Origin of the sequence: Paenibacillus amylolyticus (genome assembly GCF_001570725.1) — a bacterium.
GTDB classification, from domain to species: Bacteria; Bacillota; Bacilli; order Paenibacillales; family Paenibacillaceae; genus Paenibacillus; species Paenibacillus amylolyticus_A.
Genome location: NZ_BCNV01000001.1, coordinates 1,682,485 through 1,702,268, shown reverse-complemented (window position 1 = coordinate 1,702,268; position 19,784 = coordinate 1,682,485). Strand labels below are relative to the sequence as shown.

The 19,784-nt window shown below is 45.1% G+C and carries 10 protein-coding genes; 3 read left to right on the top strand and 7 right to left on the bottom strand.

Going from position 1 to position 19,784, the window contains the following annotated elements; genetic code table 11:
* Positions 1-82: 82 nt before the first annotated feature.
* Positions 83-1,687, bottom strand: coding sequence for an ABC transporter substrate-binding protein (locus PAHA3_RS07675; protein ID WP_082762741.1), 1,605 nt, complete (start codon positions 1,685-1,687; stop codon positions 83-85).
* A 257-nt stretch (positions 1,688-1,944) separates the two neighbouring features.
* On the opposite strand from PAHA3_RS07675, the gene PAHA3_RS07670 reads away from it, so the two are divergent.
* The gene (locus PAHA3_RS07670) at positions 1,945-3,447 is read left to right on the top strand and encodes a carboxypeptidase M32 (protein WP_062834194.1); all 1,503 of its coding nucleotides are present in this window, start codon (positions 1,945-1,947) and stop codon (positions 3,445-3,447) included.
* Positions 3,448-3,591: 144 nt separating this feature from the next.
* On the opposite strand, the gene PAHA3_RS07665 is transcribed toward PAHA3_RS07670, so the two are convergent.
* Together PAHA3_RS07665 and PAHA3_RS07660 are read right to left on the bottom strand one after the other, a co-directional pair.
* Entirely contained in the window at positions 3,592-6,846 is a 3,255-nt protein-coding gene (locus PAHA3_RS07665; protein WP_062834193.1) for a bifunctional cytochrome P450/NADPH--P450 reductase, read from the bottom strand.
* A gap of 298 nt (positions 6,847-7,144) precedes the next feature.
* On the bottom strand, positions 7,145-8,074 hold the full coding sequence (locus tag PAHA3_RS07660) for an NAD(P)/FAD-dependent oxidoreductase (protein ID WP_062834192.1): 930 nt from the start codon (positions 8,072-8,074) through the stop codon (positions 7,145-7,147).
* Between the two features lie 384 nt (positions 8,075-8,458).
* Between PAHA3_RS07660 and cyoE the strand changes: the two genes are divergently transcribed.
* Positions 8,459-9,388 (top strand): heme o synthase, encoded by a 930-nt coding sequence (gene cyoE, locus PAHA3_RS07655; protein WP_062834191.1) that lies wholly within the window; start codon positions 8,459-8,461, stop codon positions 9,386-9,388.
* A 114-nt stretch (positions 9,389-9,502) separates the two neighbouring features.
* Here cyoE and PAHA3_RS07650 read toward each other — a convergent pair whose 3' ends face one another.
* From PAHA3_RS07650 to PAHA3_RS07640, 3 genes are all read right to left on the bottom strand, one after another.
* Entirely contained in the window at positions 9,503-11,272 is a 1,770-nt protein-coding gene (locus tag PAHA3_RS07650; RefSeq protein ID WP_062834190.1) for an ABC transporter ATP-binding protein, read from the bottom strand.
* On the bottom strand, positions 11,269-13,014 hold the full coding sequence (locus PAHA3_RS07645) for an ABC transporter ATP-binding protein (RefSeq protein ID WP_062834189.1): 1,746 nt from the start codon (positions 13,012-13,014) through the stop codon (positions 11,269-11,271). Before PAHA3_RS07645 ends, PAHA3_RS07650 begins: the two co-directional genes overlap by 4 nt.
* A gap of 617 nt (positions 13,015-13,631) precedes the next feature.
* Positions 13,632-14,867, bottom strand: coding sequence for an MDR family MFS transporter (locus PAHA3_RS07640; RefSeq protein ID WP_062834188.1), 1,236 nt, complete (start codon positions 14,865-14,867; stop codon positions 13,632-13,634).
* A gap of 140 nt (positions 14,868-15,007) precedes the next feature.
* Between PAHA3_RS07640 and PAHA3_RS07635 the strand changes: the two genes are divergently transcribed.
* The gene (locus PAHA3_RS07635) at positions 15,008-16,774 is read left to right on the top strand and encodes an ABC transporter substrate-binding protein (RefSeq protein ID WP_062834187.1); all 1,767 of its coding nucleotides are present in this window, start codon (positions 15,008-15,010) and stop codon (positions 16,772-16,774) included.
* 127 nt (positions 16,775-16,901) lie between these two features.
* Here PAHA3_RS07635 and PAHA3_RS07630 read toward each other — a convergent pair whose 3' ends face one another.
* On the bottom strand, positions 16,902-19,529 hold the full coding sequence (locus tag PAHA3_RS07630) for a PAS domain S-box protein (protein WP_062834186.1): 2,628 nt from the start codon (positions 19,527-19,529) through the stop codon (positions 16,902-16,904).
* Positions 19,530-19,784: the final 255 nt, after the last annotated feature.

Here is a 19,784-nt window from a genome sequence, read left to right as displayed (position 1 = left end):
CTCACTCTCGTGTTGGCACACGGAAAGGCGTATCCCTGTAAAAGCGATGGTACGCCTTTTCATCCGTTGCCCTTTGCTTCAGCTACTTGTTGTTGGTTGTATTCCAGAATATAGGGCCCAAAATATTTTGGAATCCACTGATATTTTTCGATAGCGCTGTAACCTGCTTCGTATGTCCGATCTGAGAGAATGGAACTTCGGTCCATACAAATTGCTGCAATTCATCAATCAGCGGCCTTGCGGCTTCTACCGATTCTGACGTGCGAATTCCCTGAAGCAGCTCGTTGAGCTTCTCGCTTTTTAACAGCCCCGCTCCGCCTCCCCAGAACGAGTATTGATAGAACGTAGGCCGGAATGCATAACTCATTGGATAGATATCCCATCCTGTACCTGTCCCGAGCTTCTCCTGCAACGTTGGCCAATCATAGACATCCAGCTTGACCTTGATCCCAATCGACTCCAGCTCCTGCTGCAAAACAACGGCTACGTTATATTGGTCCACATAATCTCTCGTCGTGAAAATTTTAATCTCTTCGCCGTTATAACCGGCCTCCTGAAGCAATTGCTTTGCTTTGTCCGCATTGGCCTGGCTGTACGCTTCCTTGCCCGCTTCCGAGTACCAGTTCGGATATTCCGGAAGGACCAGCGAGGACGTCTTCACATAAAATTGTGGATCACGGAATGCGGACGTCAGAATGTCATCCGTATTCTGAATGGCATTAACCGCCTGACGAAGCTTGACGTTCTTGAACAAGCCGTCATTGCTATTGTAGAAATAGCCAATCATTCCTCCTGGACTGAGGAACGTTTGCAGCTCCGGGTTGCCTGCAATTTGCTGTTCATTATCCACAGAGATATTTAAGGCAATGTCATATTCCCCAGACGTAATTCCGGCCAATCGGGTCGACTCGTCTGTGACAAAGCGGAAGTACAAGTCATCAACCAGCGCTTCCTTTTTGCCGCCAGCTCCATTACTTGGCTCGGAACGGGCAGAGTAATCCTCATATTTTTTCAAATGAATATATTGATCCTGCTTCCACTCCTCCAACTGAAACGGACCTGTTCCGATGTAGGATTTGATGCCCTTGTCATCTGCCTCATCCACGACTTCCTTCGGATAAATGGCTGCTGCCGGAATCGGATCAGCAAGGAGTTGCAGAGTTAACAGAAATGGTGTCTTTAATTGCAGGACAACGGTAGATGGATCGATTTCTTTCGCCTCTGCACCTACAAAATTCGCTTTCCCATGACTGGACAACTTGATCCAGCGATTCAGGGAAGCCACTACATCCTCTGCCTGTAGCTCCTTGCCATTATGAAACTTCACACCTTGGCGCAGATGGAATGTATACGATAATTGGTCTTCACTGATCTCATAAGATTCAGCTAGCAGTGGAATGACCTGTGCATCTTTATCCAACGTCACCAGTTGCTCATAGATCTCACGTGAAATATCCTTTACCGCTGTATTGGAAGAAACGTGTGCATCCAGCGTGACCGGTTGTGTTGGATAACCAACGTTCAACGTCCCGCCAGTCTTGACTTCAGCACCCGTTTGTTGGGATTGATTGTCCCCTGATGATGATGAAGCTTGCGTGTTCTGATCTTGTCCACCCGATGCGCAACCTGCCAGAAGCAGGAATGCCAGAATCATGATTAATGCAGGTTTGGTTCGATTTCTCATCATGTAACCCCTCTCGCTCTCATGCATAATGGTAAATCCGATTTCACGATCCCGAATGATATGCAAGTGTTCATGTCGGATTAGTGAAAATTGGTATTTTCAGGCTAAGGGAAAGGCATGTTTTTGTAAAATAAGCATTATTAATGTGTTAATTCATTTTTTGTAAACTATGAAAAAAGCGTAAAACTATATACATCCAAGTATTCCGATGGTAATATTCAACTTAAATTTCATCCTTTATCTGGAAGGAGTCATCATTCATGACCACACTCGAACGTTTGGACCCTGCGCTTAAGCAGCACATCGAAAAAATAGAGCATTATAAGCAGATTCAAACCCTGCTCGCCTGGGATGCCCGCACAGGAGCACCCAAAAAAGGCGCTTCATACGCTGCCCGTGCCAAAGCGACATTAGCCGGAGAGTTATTTCGTTTACAGACGGAACCGGATTTTGGTTTGAGACTGGAGGAAGAAACACGAAATGCGAACGTTGATGAACTGACCGGAAGAATCGTTGCAGAGCACCTGAAAACATATCAACGCTGGAGCGCGATTCCCAGAGAAGAATATCAGGCTTTTGTACACCAACAAGGTCTTGCTAACGCTGCTTGGCTCGAAGCCAGAGCTGCCAATGACTTCTCCATTTTCGCGCCGCAGCTGAAGCAGATCTTTGATGCAAGCCTGAAGTTTGCAGGTTATTGGGGGTACGAGCAGCATGCATACGATCCACTCGTGCAGCAATTCGACCCCGATCTGGATACCGTCACATTGAACCGCATTTTCAGTGAACTGAAATCCGCCCTCTTACCTCTGATCCGCCGTGTCGCGGCTTCCTCCAAGCAACCGGATACATCCATATTCACCCATCCTTTCCCGTTAGAAAAGCAACGACAGCTTGGCATTGAACTGTTAGATGCCATTCGGTACGATTTTGATGCCGGGCAATTCGGTGCAACTGTCCATCCATTCAGTTCTGCCATTAATCCATATGATGCAAGGCTCGCAGCCAAGTTTGTAGAGAATGACGTTCGTGTTTCCCTGTGGAGTGCACTACATGAAGGCGGACACTCGCTCTATACGCAGAATATTAATCCCGATTTGATTCATACCGGACTGGGCATCTTCACTTCATATGGCATTCATGAATCACAATCGATCTTTTATGAGAAATTCATTGGCAGGCATGAAGGATTCTGGGAAAATAACTATCTCAGCTTGCAAAAAATCAAACCTGAAACGTTTAGCAATGTGAATCTGGATGATTTTTATTTTGCATTAAATGCAGTAAAACCAACGTTTAACCGCTTTGAAGCCGATGAGCTTACCTACAATCTGCATCTCATTATTCGGTATGAGCTGGAACAGGCCATTATCGCTGGAGAAGTGGATTATGAAGGGTTACCTGACGCATGGAATGATAAATATGAGGAATATCTGGGGATTCGTCCCCCTACTCATCTGGATGGGATTTTACAGGATGGACATTGGACGGCAGGCTTTGGTTTGTTCCCTTCCTATACGCTCGGTTTTGTGTATGCAGCTCAGTTACACGAAGCCATTCGCCGCGACCTCCCCGATTATGATCATTTGATTGAATCAGACAATGTCGAGACCATTACCGAATGGCTAACGACTCATGTTCATCAATTTGGTAAATCACGATCGGCGAACGAGCTAATCAAGTCCATCACAGGGAAAGGAATTAACACCGCTCCATTGATCCGATATTTGACTAATAAATACGAGCAACTCTATGAGCTGTAATCTGTAATCCTTAATGCACTTTATAAGATGTATCAACCTATCAAAACAGCCGCTAATTTGGATGCAAAACTCCAGATTAAGCGGCTGTTTGTTCATATAATTAGATTAAGGACTGTGGAAGTACATATTGAAGTCGAATCCGTCTTAATGTATCTCCTGATGTACGGCTTTGGAAGGTTCACTTGTTCGTTTATTACCCGCCCATACGTCTTGTACATAGCGTCCTTCGGCCTGAAGCTGAATGAGCCAGTCTTTCGCTTGCTGCATCGTTGCTCCCTGCACTTCCTGATACGCTTGCCGCAAAGTCTCTTCCACTGCAGGAGCCATGTGGCTTCCATCTCCGCATATGTAGAGTTTCCCTTTGTTCATCAGCATGTGAAGCAACTGCTCAGAATCCTCCTTCATTAGATGCTGTACATACGTTTTCGGCTTGCCCTCCGCACGAGAAAAAGCAGTGTGTAGCTTAACGATCCCTTCTCGCTCGTATTGTTCAAGCTCCTGACGATATATGAAATCTGAATCATCCCTGCACCCAAAGAACAGATGCGCCTCACTCAGTGGCAGACCTCTCTGTTTCATGACAGCTCTCGCCTGAAGGAAACCTCTGAACGGTGCAACTCCCGTCCCCGGTCCCACCATGATCATCGGAACGTCAGCCTCTTCCGACAGATGAAAATCGGATTCAGGTGTACGTACAAACATCAGAACACGTGTTCCAGATGGACAACCAGCGAGGTACGATGAAGCAACTCCCAGATATTCGCCTTTACCATTCCATGCAGGCTCTCTTACTACCGATACGGTTATGCTCGCTTGCTCGGAATTCAGGCTTGGCGAGCTGGATATTGAATAGTATCTAGGCTTAAGTGGAGGCAATAGTTCAAGGAACCTTTCGAATGGCAGCTCACACGCCTCATACTTTTCCAGCAGTTCCAGCATGGTGACTCTATTCGCAAGAATATAATCCCTGTAGCTATTTTCGTCCAACATGCCTTCCAGTTCACGCTTATGAGGTGGGCATACCGTATGATTAGCTAACTCCTGCAACTGTGCTCTGGTGACAGGCGTCTGCAATTCCACACAGTGATTGAGCAACTCATACACCTTGACCGGACGGTTCAGTGGAAGATGCGTAAGATGTGTCATGTCCGATGTTAATTGGATCTGAACATCTTCACTTAGTCCGAACCGACGGAGTATCCGATCCACGTTCTGCTTCTGATTACTAGGCAATACACCGAGATGGTCGCCTTCTCGATAAATCATGCCTTCGGGCAGTAACACCTCGATGTGTCGTGTGCTTCTCCCACTTCCCGGGTCCTGAAGCTCTTTATTCACCACAACCGTGGCATAGCTGGCATCATAAGTTCGTGCAAGCGGCATATCCGTTTTCTCACGGACAATCTCCATTTGAAGTCTGTTTGCGCTTGGTGTGGATGGCTTCACGATCTCCGAGTTGATTCCCAAAGCATTCAACAACTGAGGCCACAACATATGTTGCCACGCTTCGACTTGCTTTTCCATATCACCTCCGGCATCGGCTTCACCGCGGGATAACAGTCTTTTACCTCCCAATATTTCAAGCTTCTCATCCATCAATCGCGGAATACTCTGGTATGTACCGGACCAGCTCCGATCTCCACAGCCCAGAACGGCATAGTTCACATCCCGTGCTTCCTCTGACTCCGCTCCGTTCAACCAGTCTACAAATGCCGTAGCATTTTGCGGCGGTTTACCGTTATACGAAGCAGTAACGATGAGAACGACACCTTGTTGGGGTAATCGGCAAGCCCATTCATTCAGAGAAGCTGCTTCACTTGGGATTCCATTCGAACGTCCTTTCTCCGCAAGCTCTCTGGCAATGCCTTCTGCCGTTCCCAGATTGGAACCATATAACACCAGGAGCGATGGGTTACCGTCTGCTTCAACGGCCAGCATTTCTCCCGTCTGGCTGTCACTTGCTACATTCTTATGAACAACAGGACCAGGTTTCTCTTCTGCATTTACAATAGCCTTATTCATCGTTTGCGAAGCCGCGCGCGCTTTCACCTGGATTCGGAAGTCTCCCGGTTTTAATGTTAGCGTCTGTTTAACATCCAATTCATAGTTGCTATAATCGATCAGTTCAAAATGTTTGAGGACCATGCCAAGCACAAGTGTTGCTTCATATAAAGCAAACTGCATGCCGATACACGCTCTCTCCCCATTACCAAAAGGTTTATACGCATGATGAGGCACTTTCGTCGTATCCTCAAATCGCTCCGGCCGGAAAAGCTCCGCATCCTCTCCCCAGGCATCTCTGTCACGGTGAAGCTGGGGCAAAAGAATACTGCAACTTTCCCCTTTCTTCAAGGGGTATTTGCCACCTATGACGGTGTCTTCTTTGGCATATACGTCAAATCCCGGGGCTGTTGGCCATAGACGGAGCGATTCACTGAGAATCATGCGAATATAGGGAAGCTGAAGAATTTCCTCGTACTGTGGTGAGTCACTGACCAAAATCTGATCAACTTCTGCATACGCCTTTTGAAGCGATTCCGGATTTTTCAGTAAAAAATAAAGAGCAAAGGATAACAAACCACTGGTTGTCTCATGTCCGGCAATTAGAAACGTAATAATCTGATAACGAATGTTCTCATCATCCAGCATTTCACCAGTCTCTGGATCTTTGCCATTTAACATACGTGCGAGCAAGTCTACCTCTTCGGGTGCTGAACTCGCTTTACGTTCCTCTATAATCTGATCTACCAGAGAGAACATCGTCTGTATATCCTCCTGGAACTGTCGCTTGGTTTTGACCATAAGCAGATTTTGAATTTTCAAACGCGAGCTCTTCTGCATCGCTTCATTTAGTGCCCGAACCATGCTTTCAATAAAAGGACTGTGATCCTGTCTGTAAAAACTGTTAAATCGATAATTGAATCCACATAGTCCAATGGTATCCAACGTGAGGCGTGTCATATCGTCCGCAACATCAATCGTATCGTTGGAATTGAGTCGTGCCCACTTATTGATCAGCTGTTCCGCAATATCGACCATCATGGGATGATAACCTTTCATAGCCTGCTTGCTGAAAGTGGGAAGCAGGATGTTATGAGCCTTTTTCCAGTTGGGCTCCGATGTTTTGCTTGTGAATAAACCATCCCCTCCAAAGGCCCGTACATTCTCGAGTTCATTGTATACAAACTTGTCAAAACGGGACACATCGCATAACTCCGCGACAAGATCTGGTCCAGATACGATTAAACCGGAATAACCGGGAACGGTAAGTCGATATATCGGTCCATGCTGTTCAGCCAGAACGCCTAACGACAGCGTGGGTTTATCTTTATCAATTAAGGGCAGATTGCCAAGTGGCCCATACATTTTGGGCTGTGGAATGTAAGTTGCATCACTCATGAAGATCACCTCTTATCTGTACGCCGTGGAGCAAGGTATTCGTTAGCCATATGCTGGCCGTTCTGCTTTCATTCATAAGTGATCTCTCCTTTGATGATTATATAAATGATAGTAATATGTATCATTTGATAATACAATAAACCAATATTTATATAAAATCAAATTTTCTTCTGCCTAAATTACATTCATTTGAACTGTTCAACGTTTAGCTAGAACAACTACAAATAGAGGATTGCATATGCAATCCCCTATTTTATGAACCTATGACGCTATAGTTCTTTACGCTTATTCATTTAATCTAATGATGACGTGGCTCATCCCACTTCTCAAAATTCAATTCATTATTAATGCTTACCGCAGACAGCGCACCCAGAGAAGCAGCCGTAATTGCCTGATACATCTCGGACGCCGCATCACCAGCACTGAATACACCCGCTACGGATGTTTTGCCGGAAGCATCAACGATAACTGTTCCTAACTCTGTAATTTCACAACCGATGGCCTTCGGTAGTTCTGATCCGGTAAACAGTTTCGGTTGGAAGAAGACTCCCGTGCATGGAATCGCTGTACCGTCATTCAGTACAACTTGTTTTACCATTCCTTCTTCCGAGTTAATGGATTGAATCGGTGCATCAAATACAGTAACATGATGCTGTTTCAGTTCTTCACGCTGCTCATCGGTTAAGGAATCTGATCCATTCGTGCAGATCGTATAACGATCTGTCCAGCCGGATATGACTTTTGCCATATGTAATGCCTTATCTCCACTAACGATGATGACCAGCGACTGGTCTCTTAACTCCCATCCATCACAATATGGACACACAAACGCACTTTTGCCGTAAACCTCTGTTAATCCATTAATATCTAGAGGCAGATCTTTCTTACCTACTGCAAACAAAATCTTTTTCGTACGATAGCTTGCCCCCTGTGTTGTCTTGACTACAAAATCACCATCGCTACCTGTTACAGCTGTTGCCGTATCAGATGTAAAACGTACTGAAGGATATGCTGCAATCTGCTCTTTGGCCGCTTTGCGGAATTCACGAGGACTGGCCCCATCTCTCGTCACAAATCCATGAGTCTCCCTTGTGACCCAGTTTCGCGGTGTCTCATCATCAATGACTACCACGTTCTTACGAGCCCTGCCGAGCACAAGTGCTGCATTAAGCCCCGCGGGTCCTCCACCAATAATTAGTACATCCAGGAGTTGATTCGTATTACTCATATTATTCACCCTTTCCAGACATTTAATATCTCTAATTTATCTTTAAAAATAACCTCCGCTTTCTCTTAAGAAAAGTAATATCGGAGATTTACAAGAACATGTTTAAATAAGACCATTAAAGATATCTTATATCTACAATAAACAAAACCTGAGCATTTTGCAAGACATATCTTCATCTATTCTCTTCAACCCAGCCGGTATATCGTATAAATCCCCTCCTGTAACACAGAAATAATTATTTAACAATTAAAAAGCACCTTGTTTTTAAATTGTTCACAATCAAATGACATTATTTTAAATACTAAAACGTTAATTAAATCACATAGTGTATTGAATGGTATAATAGCGACATAATATACAAGTATAGATATAGGAAGTGAGTTCTTGAAAACATTGAATAATGGTTCACAGACCAATATCAGCCTGGAGTATAGCTCGATTCCGAAAGTATTCTTCGATACGATCAAAATCGGAATCATCAAGTCCAACCTGATCGCCATGTTTGCGGGTTTAAGTTTGGCTTTATATGTATTTGATGCTTCAATCTTAGCTAATATTGTACCGATCATCCTTTCCTTTATTGGGTCTTCTCTCATTATTGGAGCTGCAGGGGTGTTTAACAATCTGTATGATCGTGATATTGATGCGATCATGGAACGTACGAAGAAACGTCCTACCGTTACGGGACGCGTAGATACCAAGTCGGGTCTAATTCTCGGTATTGCAATCACCGTCATCGGTGGCATCATGCTGTACATTGCTTCTCCATCCGCTGCTGTATTTGGTATTTTGGGTCTGTTGCTTTACGTGTTCCCTTACACGATGTGGACCAAACGTACAACGATCTACAACACGGAAGTGGGAAGTCTTTCGGGTGCTGTGCCTCCGCTCATCGGTTGGGCAGCCATTTCACCGGAACTGGGTCATTTTGAGATCTGGGCATTGGTCGTTACGATGCTCTTATGGCAAATGCCTCACTTCTACGGAATTGCGATTCGTCGTTTTGACGAATACAAAGCTGCTGGTGTTCCCATGCTGCCGGTAGTTAAAGGCATCAGACGGACATACATTCAGACGAATGTGTATCTGGTCCTGTTGCTGATCTCCAGCTTTTTATTCTGGCCGATGAGTCCATTTGTCGCTATTGTGGCATTTCTGGTCAGCTTGGCCTGGCTCATTCTTAGTGTGGCTACCTTTGATAAGAAAGAAACAGAGAAATGGTCCAAACGGATGTTTATCTTCTCCATTAACCATATCACTATTATCTTCCTGGTCATCATTGCGTATTCCTTGATTGCTCAGATGATGAGATAAACATATGCCATCGTTTCACTCGTTATAACGATAAAAGCCTTACAGACTATCCTCTTTTGAAGAGTCGTCTGTAAGGCTTTTTTGCTTTTTATTGTCGTTTCTAACTTTTTATAGCTATCCAACTTTGACGGGGGTTTGCTCCCCTTGCCACAGCAGCTGCATCTCTTCATTGGTGGCAAGCAATTCGGTCAAACTTCCCTCAGCTTCAATGCGTCCATCTTTCATTACGATAATATGATCTGCTTTGGAAAGTGCTGCCCTGCGGTGAGAAACCGCGATACAGGTGACATCCGGCTCTTGGAACAATCCTTCCCATACTTGTTGTTCTGTCTCCACATCCAGTGCGCTGGACAGATCGTCAAAGATAAAGAGGTCTGCCTCCGTCATTAGCATGCGTCCTGTAGCCGCGCGTTGAATCTGCCCGCCTGACAGCATTACTCCTCTTGGACCAACTGGGGTCTCAAGCCCCTGATCCAGATGTTTGATATCTTTATCCATCACAGCCAGACGAATGGCTTTTTCAAGCGTTTGCTCGATGTTACCCTGTTTGCCCTGGACGATATTTTCTTTCAACGTATCACTGAACAGTCTTGGCACTTGCGGGGTATATGCTGCTCTAGGCGGCATCAGGAAGGTGGCTGGATCAACAGCTGCTCCATTCCAGTGGATGTCCCCTTTTTGCTTGGGTAATAGTCCAAGAAGTGTTCGTACAAGCGTTGATTTACCTGATCCGATCCTTCCCGTAATAACAAGAAATTGTCCACGTTTCAGACGGAAACTGATCTCTTCTATCCCATTTGCAGAATTTGGATATTGATAAGTCAGATTATTCACCTCAAGGGATTGCAATTTCTCCTTGGGGTCTCTCTGTTCACTTATAAGCTCCGGTGGATCTTCATACAGGTAGATTTCTCTCGAATCCATGATCTGGTCTTCTTCCCCTGGGCGGAATAGCTTACGCATACGATCATAGGATACCTTGAGCCTTTTGTGCTGAAACACCATATAGCCAAACAGTGAAATGCTAAATCCAATATTGGCCAGATAACTGGTGAATAAGGCAAAATCACCTACGGTAAAGTTCCCTGCTTTCATCTCAGCTGCGCACATCAGTAGAATCAATCCGGTACAGATACTTAGCACATGCTGATTCATTGATCTCATCCACTGCTTGAACAGATTGTCTCGTAGTGCAGCCTGGCGACGATCTTCATTCAACTGGTTAAAACGTGCAGAGACATTCTCTTCGGCCTGACCCAGTTTCAGGGCTTGCACAGCTCCAAACGTTTCCGCAATAAAACTGGTGATTCGTCCTGTCGATTCGCGATTAACCTGAGCATACTTCCGAGCCCGATTCCCGGACAGGTTGTTGAGTAAGGTCACGACCACCAATGGCAGCACAGCAACCAATGTGATCTGCCAATTAATGTTCGCCATAATGACGATGGACACAACTGCAAATACAAGCCGTCCCCAGAAGTCCACCCATGATTCTATATACTCGACAACTTCATCCACATCATCCCGAAAGCGACTCATCGCCTCCCCTGGTGAAGCCGGAAGATTACGTCCCGGCCAGCGCATGATCGCTGCGAGCATGTTGGTTCGCAAGATCGCCTGAACATGATACAGATACGTAACCCATGCATAGAAAGCTACAAAAAATGTACCCACCCGCGCCATTCGGATCAAAGCAATAAAGATAAGCGGCACAGCAAGCCACATGTAGTCATTGGAACCCGCTGTCGTCCGATCAAAAAACCACTGCATCCCGATCCCGATCGCTAACGGCAAGGAATGAAATATACACCATAACAATCCGTTGATTACAAACAAGAATGGCCTGAATCGAAACAAACGGCCTATAAATCCTGCTACAGTCATGCCAATTCCTCCTCTCGGCCTGTAATGAGCAGTCTGGCATAGTGCGATGCCGGGTTACTGGCAAGTTCTTCTCTCGCTCCAAATTCCAATACCTTGCCATCCCCGAGCACCATAATCCGGTCCACTTTCTCCAGCGTAGCCAGACGGTGAGCAATGATGACTCCGGTAGATTGTTTCATTAACTGGTCAATCGCAGATTGAAGCATGCCTTCGGTGGCAGCATCCAGTCGTGACGAAGGCTCATCCAGAATAACCAGACTTGGTTCGGTCAGGAATACACGGGTTAGGGCAAATAACTGTGCTTCCCCTGCCGACAATGAAGACCCACCTGCTGACAGATACGTATCAAGTCCTGCTAGCTGTGAATCAATCCATTGACTAAGTCCAAGGCGATCCGTCGTCTCTCTGATCATCTGATCCGATACATCCCCATTGAAAAGGGTCAGATTATCACGCAGCGTGCCATCAAACAGCTGCACATCCTGTGTCACCATACCCACCCGGCGATAGAGCGCTTGTAAAGAAAGCTTCGTGATATCCGTTCCACCTACACGGATCGTACCTCGATCCAGATTGTACAATCGGAGAAGGACACGACTAAGACTCGATTTGCCGCTACCTGTGCGACCGATGATTCCCAGACGTTCACCAGGTTTAATAGCAAAATTAATGTTCTGCAATACCGGTTTATCCTGGTTATAACTGAAATGTACCTGACTGAATTCCAGACCAAGCGGTCCTTCCGGCAATTGCTCCTCTGTGCCCTCTTCAATCTCACTCTGCATGGACAACAGCTCTCTGGAGCGCAACATGCCGGATTTTGCTTTTTGAAACTCTTGCACCTGATCTCCCAGCATCTCAATTGGATCATTCAGCATCTGTGTATATTGGTAAATCAAAAATAATGTTCCGATACTAATTAGACCTTCCATATAGTAATGTACACCCAGCAAAAGCACCGCAGTGACCGCCAGTGCGAATAGAACTACCGTGGTATTCCATGGAATAACCCGTAGCAGCCAAGCTTTTCTACCCTTAAGAAATACCGTGCGCATCGTGCGGTAAAAGCGGTTCATCACATATGGCACATGACCATTCGCTTGCACATCTTCAATCCCGGCAATACGTTCTTCAATTAATCCGAATAGAGACGCACTTGCCGCCCGCTCATTTTTGGAAGAGTCCACGCCCAGATTTCGGATGAAGACCATGAACAGGATCGATAACAATGTGAACACCGTCATGACCAGAGCAATAGGCACATTAACGCTGAACATGAACCCGAGAATTCCGGCCAGCAGTACAAAACTCCCAATCACTTGCACAATGAACATCGCGAAAAAATTGGAGATACTCGTTACATCACCATCCACACGTTCAATCATCTCTCCAGGTGTCTTCACATTATGAAAACGCATATCGAGACGCAGACAGTGCTTTAGCAGATCGCCCCGCAGTTGATTCGTGGCCCGCCAGGCCACATCATTCCCGAGATAACTGACCGCTACCGTGATAAGTTGATTAAACACGGCAACAACCAGAAATAGTCCTGCAAGCTGAATGAGGTTGGTGAGCACTCCCCCACTCGCAGCTGTATCAATAAATCGTTTGATAATCTGTGGATTCAAAAGCTGAAGCCCTGTTGATGTTAACAACATGATCAAAAGCACGGCCAGCCGTCCTTTGACTGGTTTTAGATAGCGCAGCAGCCAAGACATGGAGCGTTTCTCTGTTTTGGGCACAGGTCCCACCTCTTCATCGGTTTATTTATATAAAATGAACTAAAGAACATTACACTGTAACTACGATGACAGAATAACCTTTCGATCGCTGTTATCCCCACTAGGATGAGTCATACATAATGACATTAAAATCGGCATTTCCCGCCCATAATTGATATGTAGAACATATGTTGACCATTGTACATTCTCCTTTTGAACATGTGATTTTTAATAAAATAACGCTTCAAATGCTCCTTTCCATGTGAACGGATTGGTGGAATGCATGCAAAAAAGCCATAGATGAACTAATGTTCATCTACAGCTTATAACCAAAAGAGACCGGATGAAATGCAAAGCATCTCCCGTATCTCCTCTGCATCGCAATAATGATGAGCGTCCACGACAGGGGTGCACAAACATGACTGTCCCAACGCGATCATTGCATTAAAAATTGGATTAATGTCACTATGCTCATGCGTATTCAGTTATCGATTCGAAATCTGTATCGGCATAAACATAATCATCATCCCACCCGTTTCACATATTTGTTGTTTATTGTATTCGTTGGATTAACATCCGTCAAGATAATTTTAACTGAATTGTTATTTAATTCATGTCATTAATCTTTTCAATTCATGCTACATACTCAATGATGTGGACTCCGTTTGCTTCTCTCTAACAACAAGACGTCTATGTGCGATCAGAAGAAAAGGTACTCCCAGTGCAGTCGTCAGCGCAATCGGGACAAAGACGGCGAGTCCATTCTCTGCTCCAAATTGACTCAACAGTATACCACCCATTACAGGAGCGATGACACTACCGATATTATTGAAGCCGATGGTCCCGAAATACGTTCCTTTCCATTCCGGCTTCGCAATCCGGTCAATAAGCATATCCATCATCGTGAACAACAGCACTTCCCCAATGGTAAATAGTATGACACTCATCATCATCATGAGTACGCCTTCAGCGATTCCGACCATCATCAGACTGGTTGCGACCAGCAGGTTACCTACAATCAGAGGAACCAGTGGTGGAAAGTTTCGGAAGGTTCGTACCAGTGGATATTGAATAATCAGTACCGTCACGGCGTTCAGGGAGAGCATGTACGAGAACATCTGGCTCCCATTTTCAAAGATCGGACTCCTCGCCAAGTACTGTGCCAACGTAGAACTAAAGTGTCCGTAACCCAGCACACAAAATGTGGTACCAATCAATACCGGCAGAAATACCCGGTCACGGCCAGTGGTCATCAACGCTTCACGTAAACGTGGTGCAGTCGCCTGGTGACGCTCTGGCAGATTGGCATGCTGTAGCTTGAATTGCAGAAACAGTACAAGTCCATAGGCTATGTATACCAAGCCGGAAATCACAAATGGAAATGTTGATTCAGATGATCCCAGCTGAAATCCGATAATTGGCCCAAAAACCACACCAAGATTAATTGCAGCATATCTGAGGTTGAACACCAGCAATTTGTTCTGAGGTGAAGTAATATCCGATAACAGCGCTCTGGAGGTGGGCTCAAATACTGCGCGGCATAATCCGTTTAACGTATTGGCAACAAAGAACACCCATAGATGCTCTGCTGCTGAAAAAATGAAAAATACACCTGCCCAGCTAAAGACTGAGATTAACATCACGATTTTGCGACCGATCCGATCCGAGATATAACCTCCATAAAAACTGACCATCACACCTGCCAGCGAGCTAACTGCAACCGTAACACCGGTCTGTGTCGGGGTAGCCTCTAGCACACGTGTCAGATAGATGGATAGAAACGGGATACTCATTGACGTCACAAGACGTCCAAACATGGTTCCGATAATGATGGTCCATGCCAAGGGGTGAATTTGCCTTAAATATTGCTTCATGCGAACTTCTCCTATTCTGACTGCTCCAATGCGGGGTGATTTAACTACCTCTTCTAATGTATAATTGTAAGGATAAAAGGGGGAAATAAAAGTGTAAACATATGATCACACTTTTCACCTTTAATAGAGGAGTCATGACCATGGATACCCTACATACACACTTTATAAGGCTCGCCGGGGCCGAACAACTTTCTTTCAAGCTTCATGAACCTGTAGCGGTGACGATTGACAGCCTGTCCGCGGCCTTGTGCTGCACCCCTCGCAATGTGAAATTCATTCTCAGAAAATTGGAGGAACAAGGCTTCATCCATTGGCAGCCTGGGCGTGGTCGTGGACATCATTCGGAGCTAACAATGCTGCGTAGCATGAATGAAGCGTTGGAAGCGAGTTTTACCGAACTTCTGGCTAAAGGCAAAATGAAAGATGCTATTGAACTCATCGGAACCGTTCAGATGGATGATACATTGCGAGAACAGCTCATGCTCTCTCTTCATCAACAGATGGGATTTCACAGCCACGATGAAACTGCCTCTGGTCAGGATATCCTGCGTATTATGAGGTCACGCCAATTGGGCGATCTGGACCCTGCTTTTGTCTACACTGCATTTGAAACCTTTCTGCTGAGCCAGGTCTGTAATACGTTGATCACTTATGATGCCAAGACGGAATCCTTTGTGCCAGCATTGGCTCACATGTGGGAGTGCAGCGAGGACCATCGCTTATGGACCTTCTACCTCCGGAAAGGTGTACGTTTCCACAATGGCCGTGTCATGACATCCCGGGATGTGCAAACGACGTTGCAACGCTTGATAGATGTAAATAGTCCGTCCATTTGGTTATATCGTGATATCGAACGTGCGGAAGTAGCTGGCGATTACTGCATCAAGTTTGTTCTTCATCGTCCCAATCGCTTCTTCTTGCATCTGTTCAGCTGTATTCGGATGACGATCCTGCCCTACGATTACAATGTAGCCAATACCTTAATAGGTACCGGTCCTTTTCAGATCTCTGAGCTGAATGAAGATGTACTGGAGCTTGCTGCTTTCGATGCGTATTACGGCATCCGGCCACATCTGGATCAAGTGCATTTCTGGTTTGTACCTGACCTGAGTCCGAATGATCGCTATTATGAGCTACCGGGCACAGATCGACTGAGTCTCGCAACAGGCTGTGATCAGACCAACAGCATCAATTATCCGGCGCTCGGTTGTCAGTATATGTTGTTCAATTTTCACAAGGAAGGCATCCATCATCACCCCCTATTTCGACAAGCCCTGCGTATCGTCTATGATTCGGTCGCACTTGTCCGAGATCTCGGTGGGAATCGGATTACACCAGCCAGCAGTTTCCTTCCCTGGAGAAGTGCAGATCAAGACTGGACCGTTGCCTCTCTGGATCATGCCCGTGAACTGTTGCATAAATGTGGGTACCAGGGTGAGACGATAACTTTATCGTATAAGCATAATAAGGATGCAGACGTTGCCGAGTGGTTCCAATGTCGTGCGCAGTCCATCGGAATGAACATCAGCATGCACGCGGTTGTGGATTATTTCAACTCAGAGGAAACCTTAAGCGCGCAATTGATTCTGGCTGAAGAGATACTGGAGGAAGACTGGCAGTACGGCATGATTCATTTTTTCAAAAACCTCTCCAATCATTTTCATATGTGTATGTCTCCTGCTTTCCAGTCCCTGCTGGATGACAAACTGGATCATTTCGCCCAGCTGCATCGGGCAGACCGTACAGAGCTCCTGGATGAAGCGGAAGCTTTGCTACGTGAGCACTACTGGATCTTGCATGGCTGTCACATGAACAAGCAGGCTGAACTGGATCAGAGCATCTTCGGTATGCAGATCGCAGAATTCGGATATATGGACATTTCCAAACTGTGGATCAAAAATCCATAGGGATATGTGCACAGTCGTATCTGTGGCGCATACAGGGGTGGAGCAAATCATGGAATAGCAAAAAGCCGCTAGCTTAGCCTATTTACGCTAAGCTAGCGGCTCTATTGCCGATCCATTTTTAGTGCATTCAGAGATTATTTTTGATGTAATAGGTCTCTAATGCTTGCATAATGGATTCGATTTTAATCGGTTTGCTTACATATGCGTCCATGCCTGCCTTTAAGCATTTATCCATGTCTCCTCTTACAGCATTTGCAGTTACCGCGATAATATATGGACAATCCTCAGGGGATTTAAATTCTTTAATCACTTTTGTCGCTTCGAATCCATTAAGCCTTGGCATATGCACATCCATGAATATAACATCATATGAATTGTGTTTGACCGCTTCGACCGCCCCAACACCGTCCGCCACATGATCCACGAAGTGCCCTTTTTTCTCAATGATCCTGCTAAGGACGAGCTGGTTCACCTCATTGTCTTCTGCAACTAAAATCCGCAAGGCTGATGTTCTGCTCTTCTTCTGCTGTTGATCTAAACTATTGCTCTCTTCACCGTTATTTAATTTAAATCGGGCGGTAAACATAAATATTGTACCCGGCTCATGCGATTCCTCGATCCAGATCTCTCCCTGCATGAGCTCCACCAGTTTCTTACTAATGGCTAGGCCAAGACCGGTACCTTGAGGTTTGCGGGTCATAAAATTCTCCAGTTGGTAGAACGGTTCAAACAATTGTTGTTTCCTCTCTACCGGAATGCCGATGCCCGAATCTTTTACCTTAAAATAAAGCTGCACGTTATTGCCGCACTGCTCCTTAACTCCCACTTTCACTTCAACGCCGCCTTCTGAAGTAAATTTGACGGCGTTGCCGATGATATTGGTAAGTACCTGTTTAAGACGATAAGCATCACCATACACCGGAGATGGAATGGCATCATCCATACACAAACGAACATCCAGCTTCTTTTCACGAGCTAGCGGTTTTACGATTTGCACCGTCTCGGTCACGATCTCTACGAGATCAAAAGGATCATCTACCAGATCGGTTTTGCCTGACTCGATTTTGGAGAAATCAAGAATATCATTAATAATGGCCAGCAAAGAATCTCCACTTTTCTGGATGATTTCGATATATTCCTTTTGTTCCCCGCTAAGTCCGGGGGTATCCATGAGCAAATCCGTCATCCCAATTACACCGTTCATAGGTGTACGGATTTCATGGCTCATCATCGCCAAAAATTCACTTTTGGCCTTATTCATTCTCTCCGCTGTCTCTTTGGCTACAAGCAGTTTTTTCTGCTCCGTAATATCCTTCGCAATCAGGTAAAACCCGACATTGGATTTGTTAACAATGATCGGAGCAAGCGTAGCCAAGACCTCTGTCTCAGATCCATCCGTGTGCCGAACAGCGTTGATTTCCTTTTCAGCCATCTCATAACTACTGCCCAGAATCAGACCCAGATTACTGGCTCCGATAAATCTGCTTATGCTTGTGCCAATCATTTCTGCCACAGGACAGCCCGTCATTGTCACCGCTACTGGATTCGCATTCATAATATTACCATCCATATTAAACGAGATAATGGCGTCATGATTGTATTTCTTAAGCGACGTGTAACGCTCCACAGATTCCTGCAATTTAAATTCGATGCGCTTGCGTTCCGTGATATCCTGTAGTGTTCCGTTCAGCTGGATTGGCCGACGATTCTCATCAAGCGTAATCAACCCACGCAAGTGAAGATACTTCTCACTTCCGTCAGAGCTGATGTGTTTATATTCAAAATCGAGTGGTTCACCCTGTTTTACCCCTGTAATATGTTTTTGTAAAGAGGCTAGATCTTCGGAATCCATAACATCAAAAACATCACTTATACGATATGGTTTGCAGGTGCGTTCAAGTTCAAAAATCTCAAAGATCTGATCTGAAAGTGTAATTTGGTCTTTGACCATATCCCATTCCCAACTGCCAATTAAAGCGATGCGTTCCGCCTCTGCACTGATATCCTTATGTTTTTTTCTCTCGGATACATCTCGTCCAATTGAAAGAATTTGCTGCCCCTGCTCAGGATGACCAAAGACCTTGTATGTGGTTTCAAACCACAAATAATGCCCATCTTTATGACGGACCCTAATAGTCAACAGATTGCCTTTAGTCAAGTCCATCTGTGAGATCCGTTCCAGATCTTGTGGGTGAAAATATGCGTCATTATTTTGACCCATCACTTCCTCCGGAGAATAACCCAATAAATGTTGGACTGACGGTGAGCAGAACCTACAAATTCCCTCCTGATCAGCAATGTAGATAATCTCCTGTGCATGATCCGTAATAAGTTTGAACATCTCTTCACTATGTAGAAGTTTATGTTCGGACATTTTGCGGTCAGTAATATCAACAATATGGCAAATGAAGTAAAGCGGCTCATCCGTAATTTCACTTCGAACCAAGGAAACATGTATTGAGCACCATAAGATGTCACCATTTTTGTCGATATAACGCTTTTCATATTTATTCTCATTTGATTTACCTTCAATTAGCTCGTAACTACAGATCACATCTTGTGGTGAATCATCGGGGTGCGTAATATTCTGATAACTGAGAGCCATGAATTCATCACTTGTATAACCTAGCATATAGCAAAAAGCAGGGTTCACTTTCATCCATTGTCCTGTCGGAGCAACGAGTGCAATTCCAATAGGCGCTTGGTTATAGATCTGTTCGAACAATTCATGATGATCGACCTTTTGAACCTGCATTGTAAGCTCTCCTTTTGGCATATAAACTCAAGATAAAGCTTGCCGAAATTTAATATTCACCTGGTATAAATTATTTTATAAGAATTAGCCGGTTTAAAAACAACAGTACCTGCTTAATACCCAGAATTTCAGCCGTTGAAACAAATCTTTCCAAGAAATTTGTGTCTATAACACCAAACAAGGCCTGGAATCCATCGATATGGAATCCCGACCTTTGTCGTTATATCTCATTATAAATCATATGCAACAATGAAT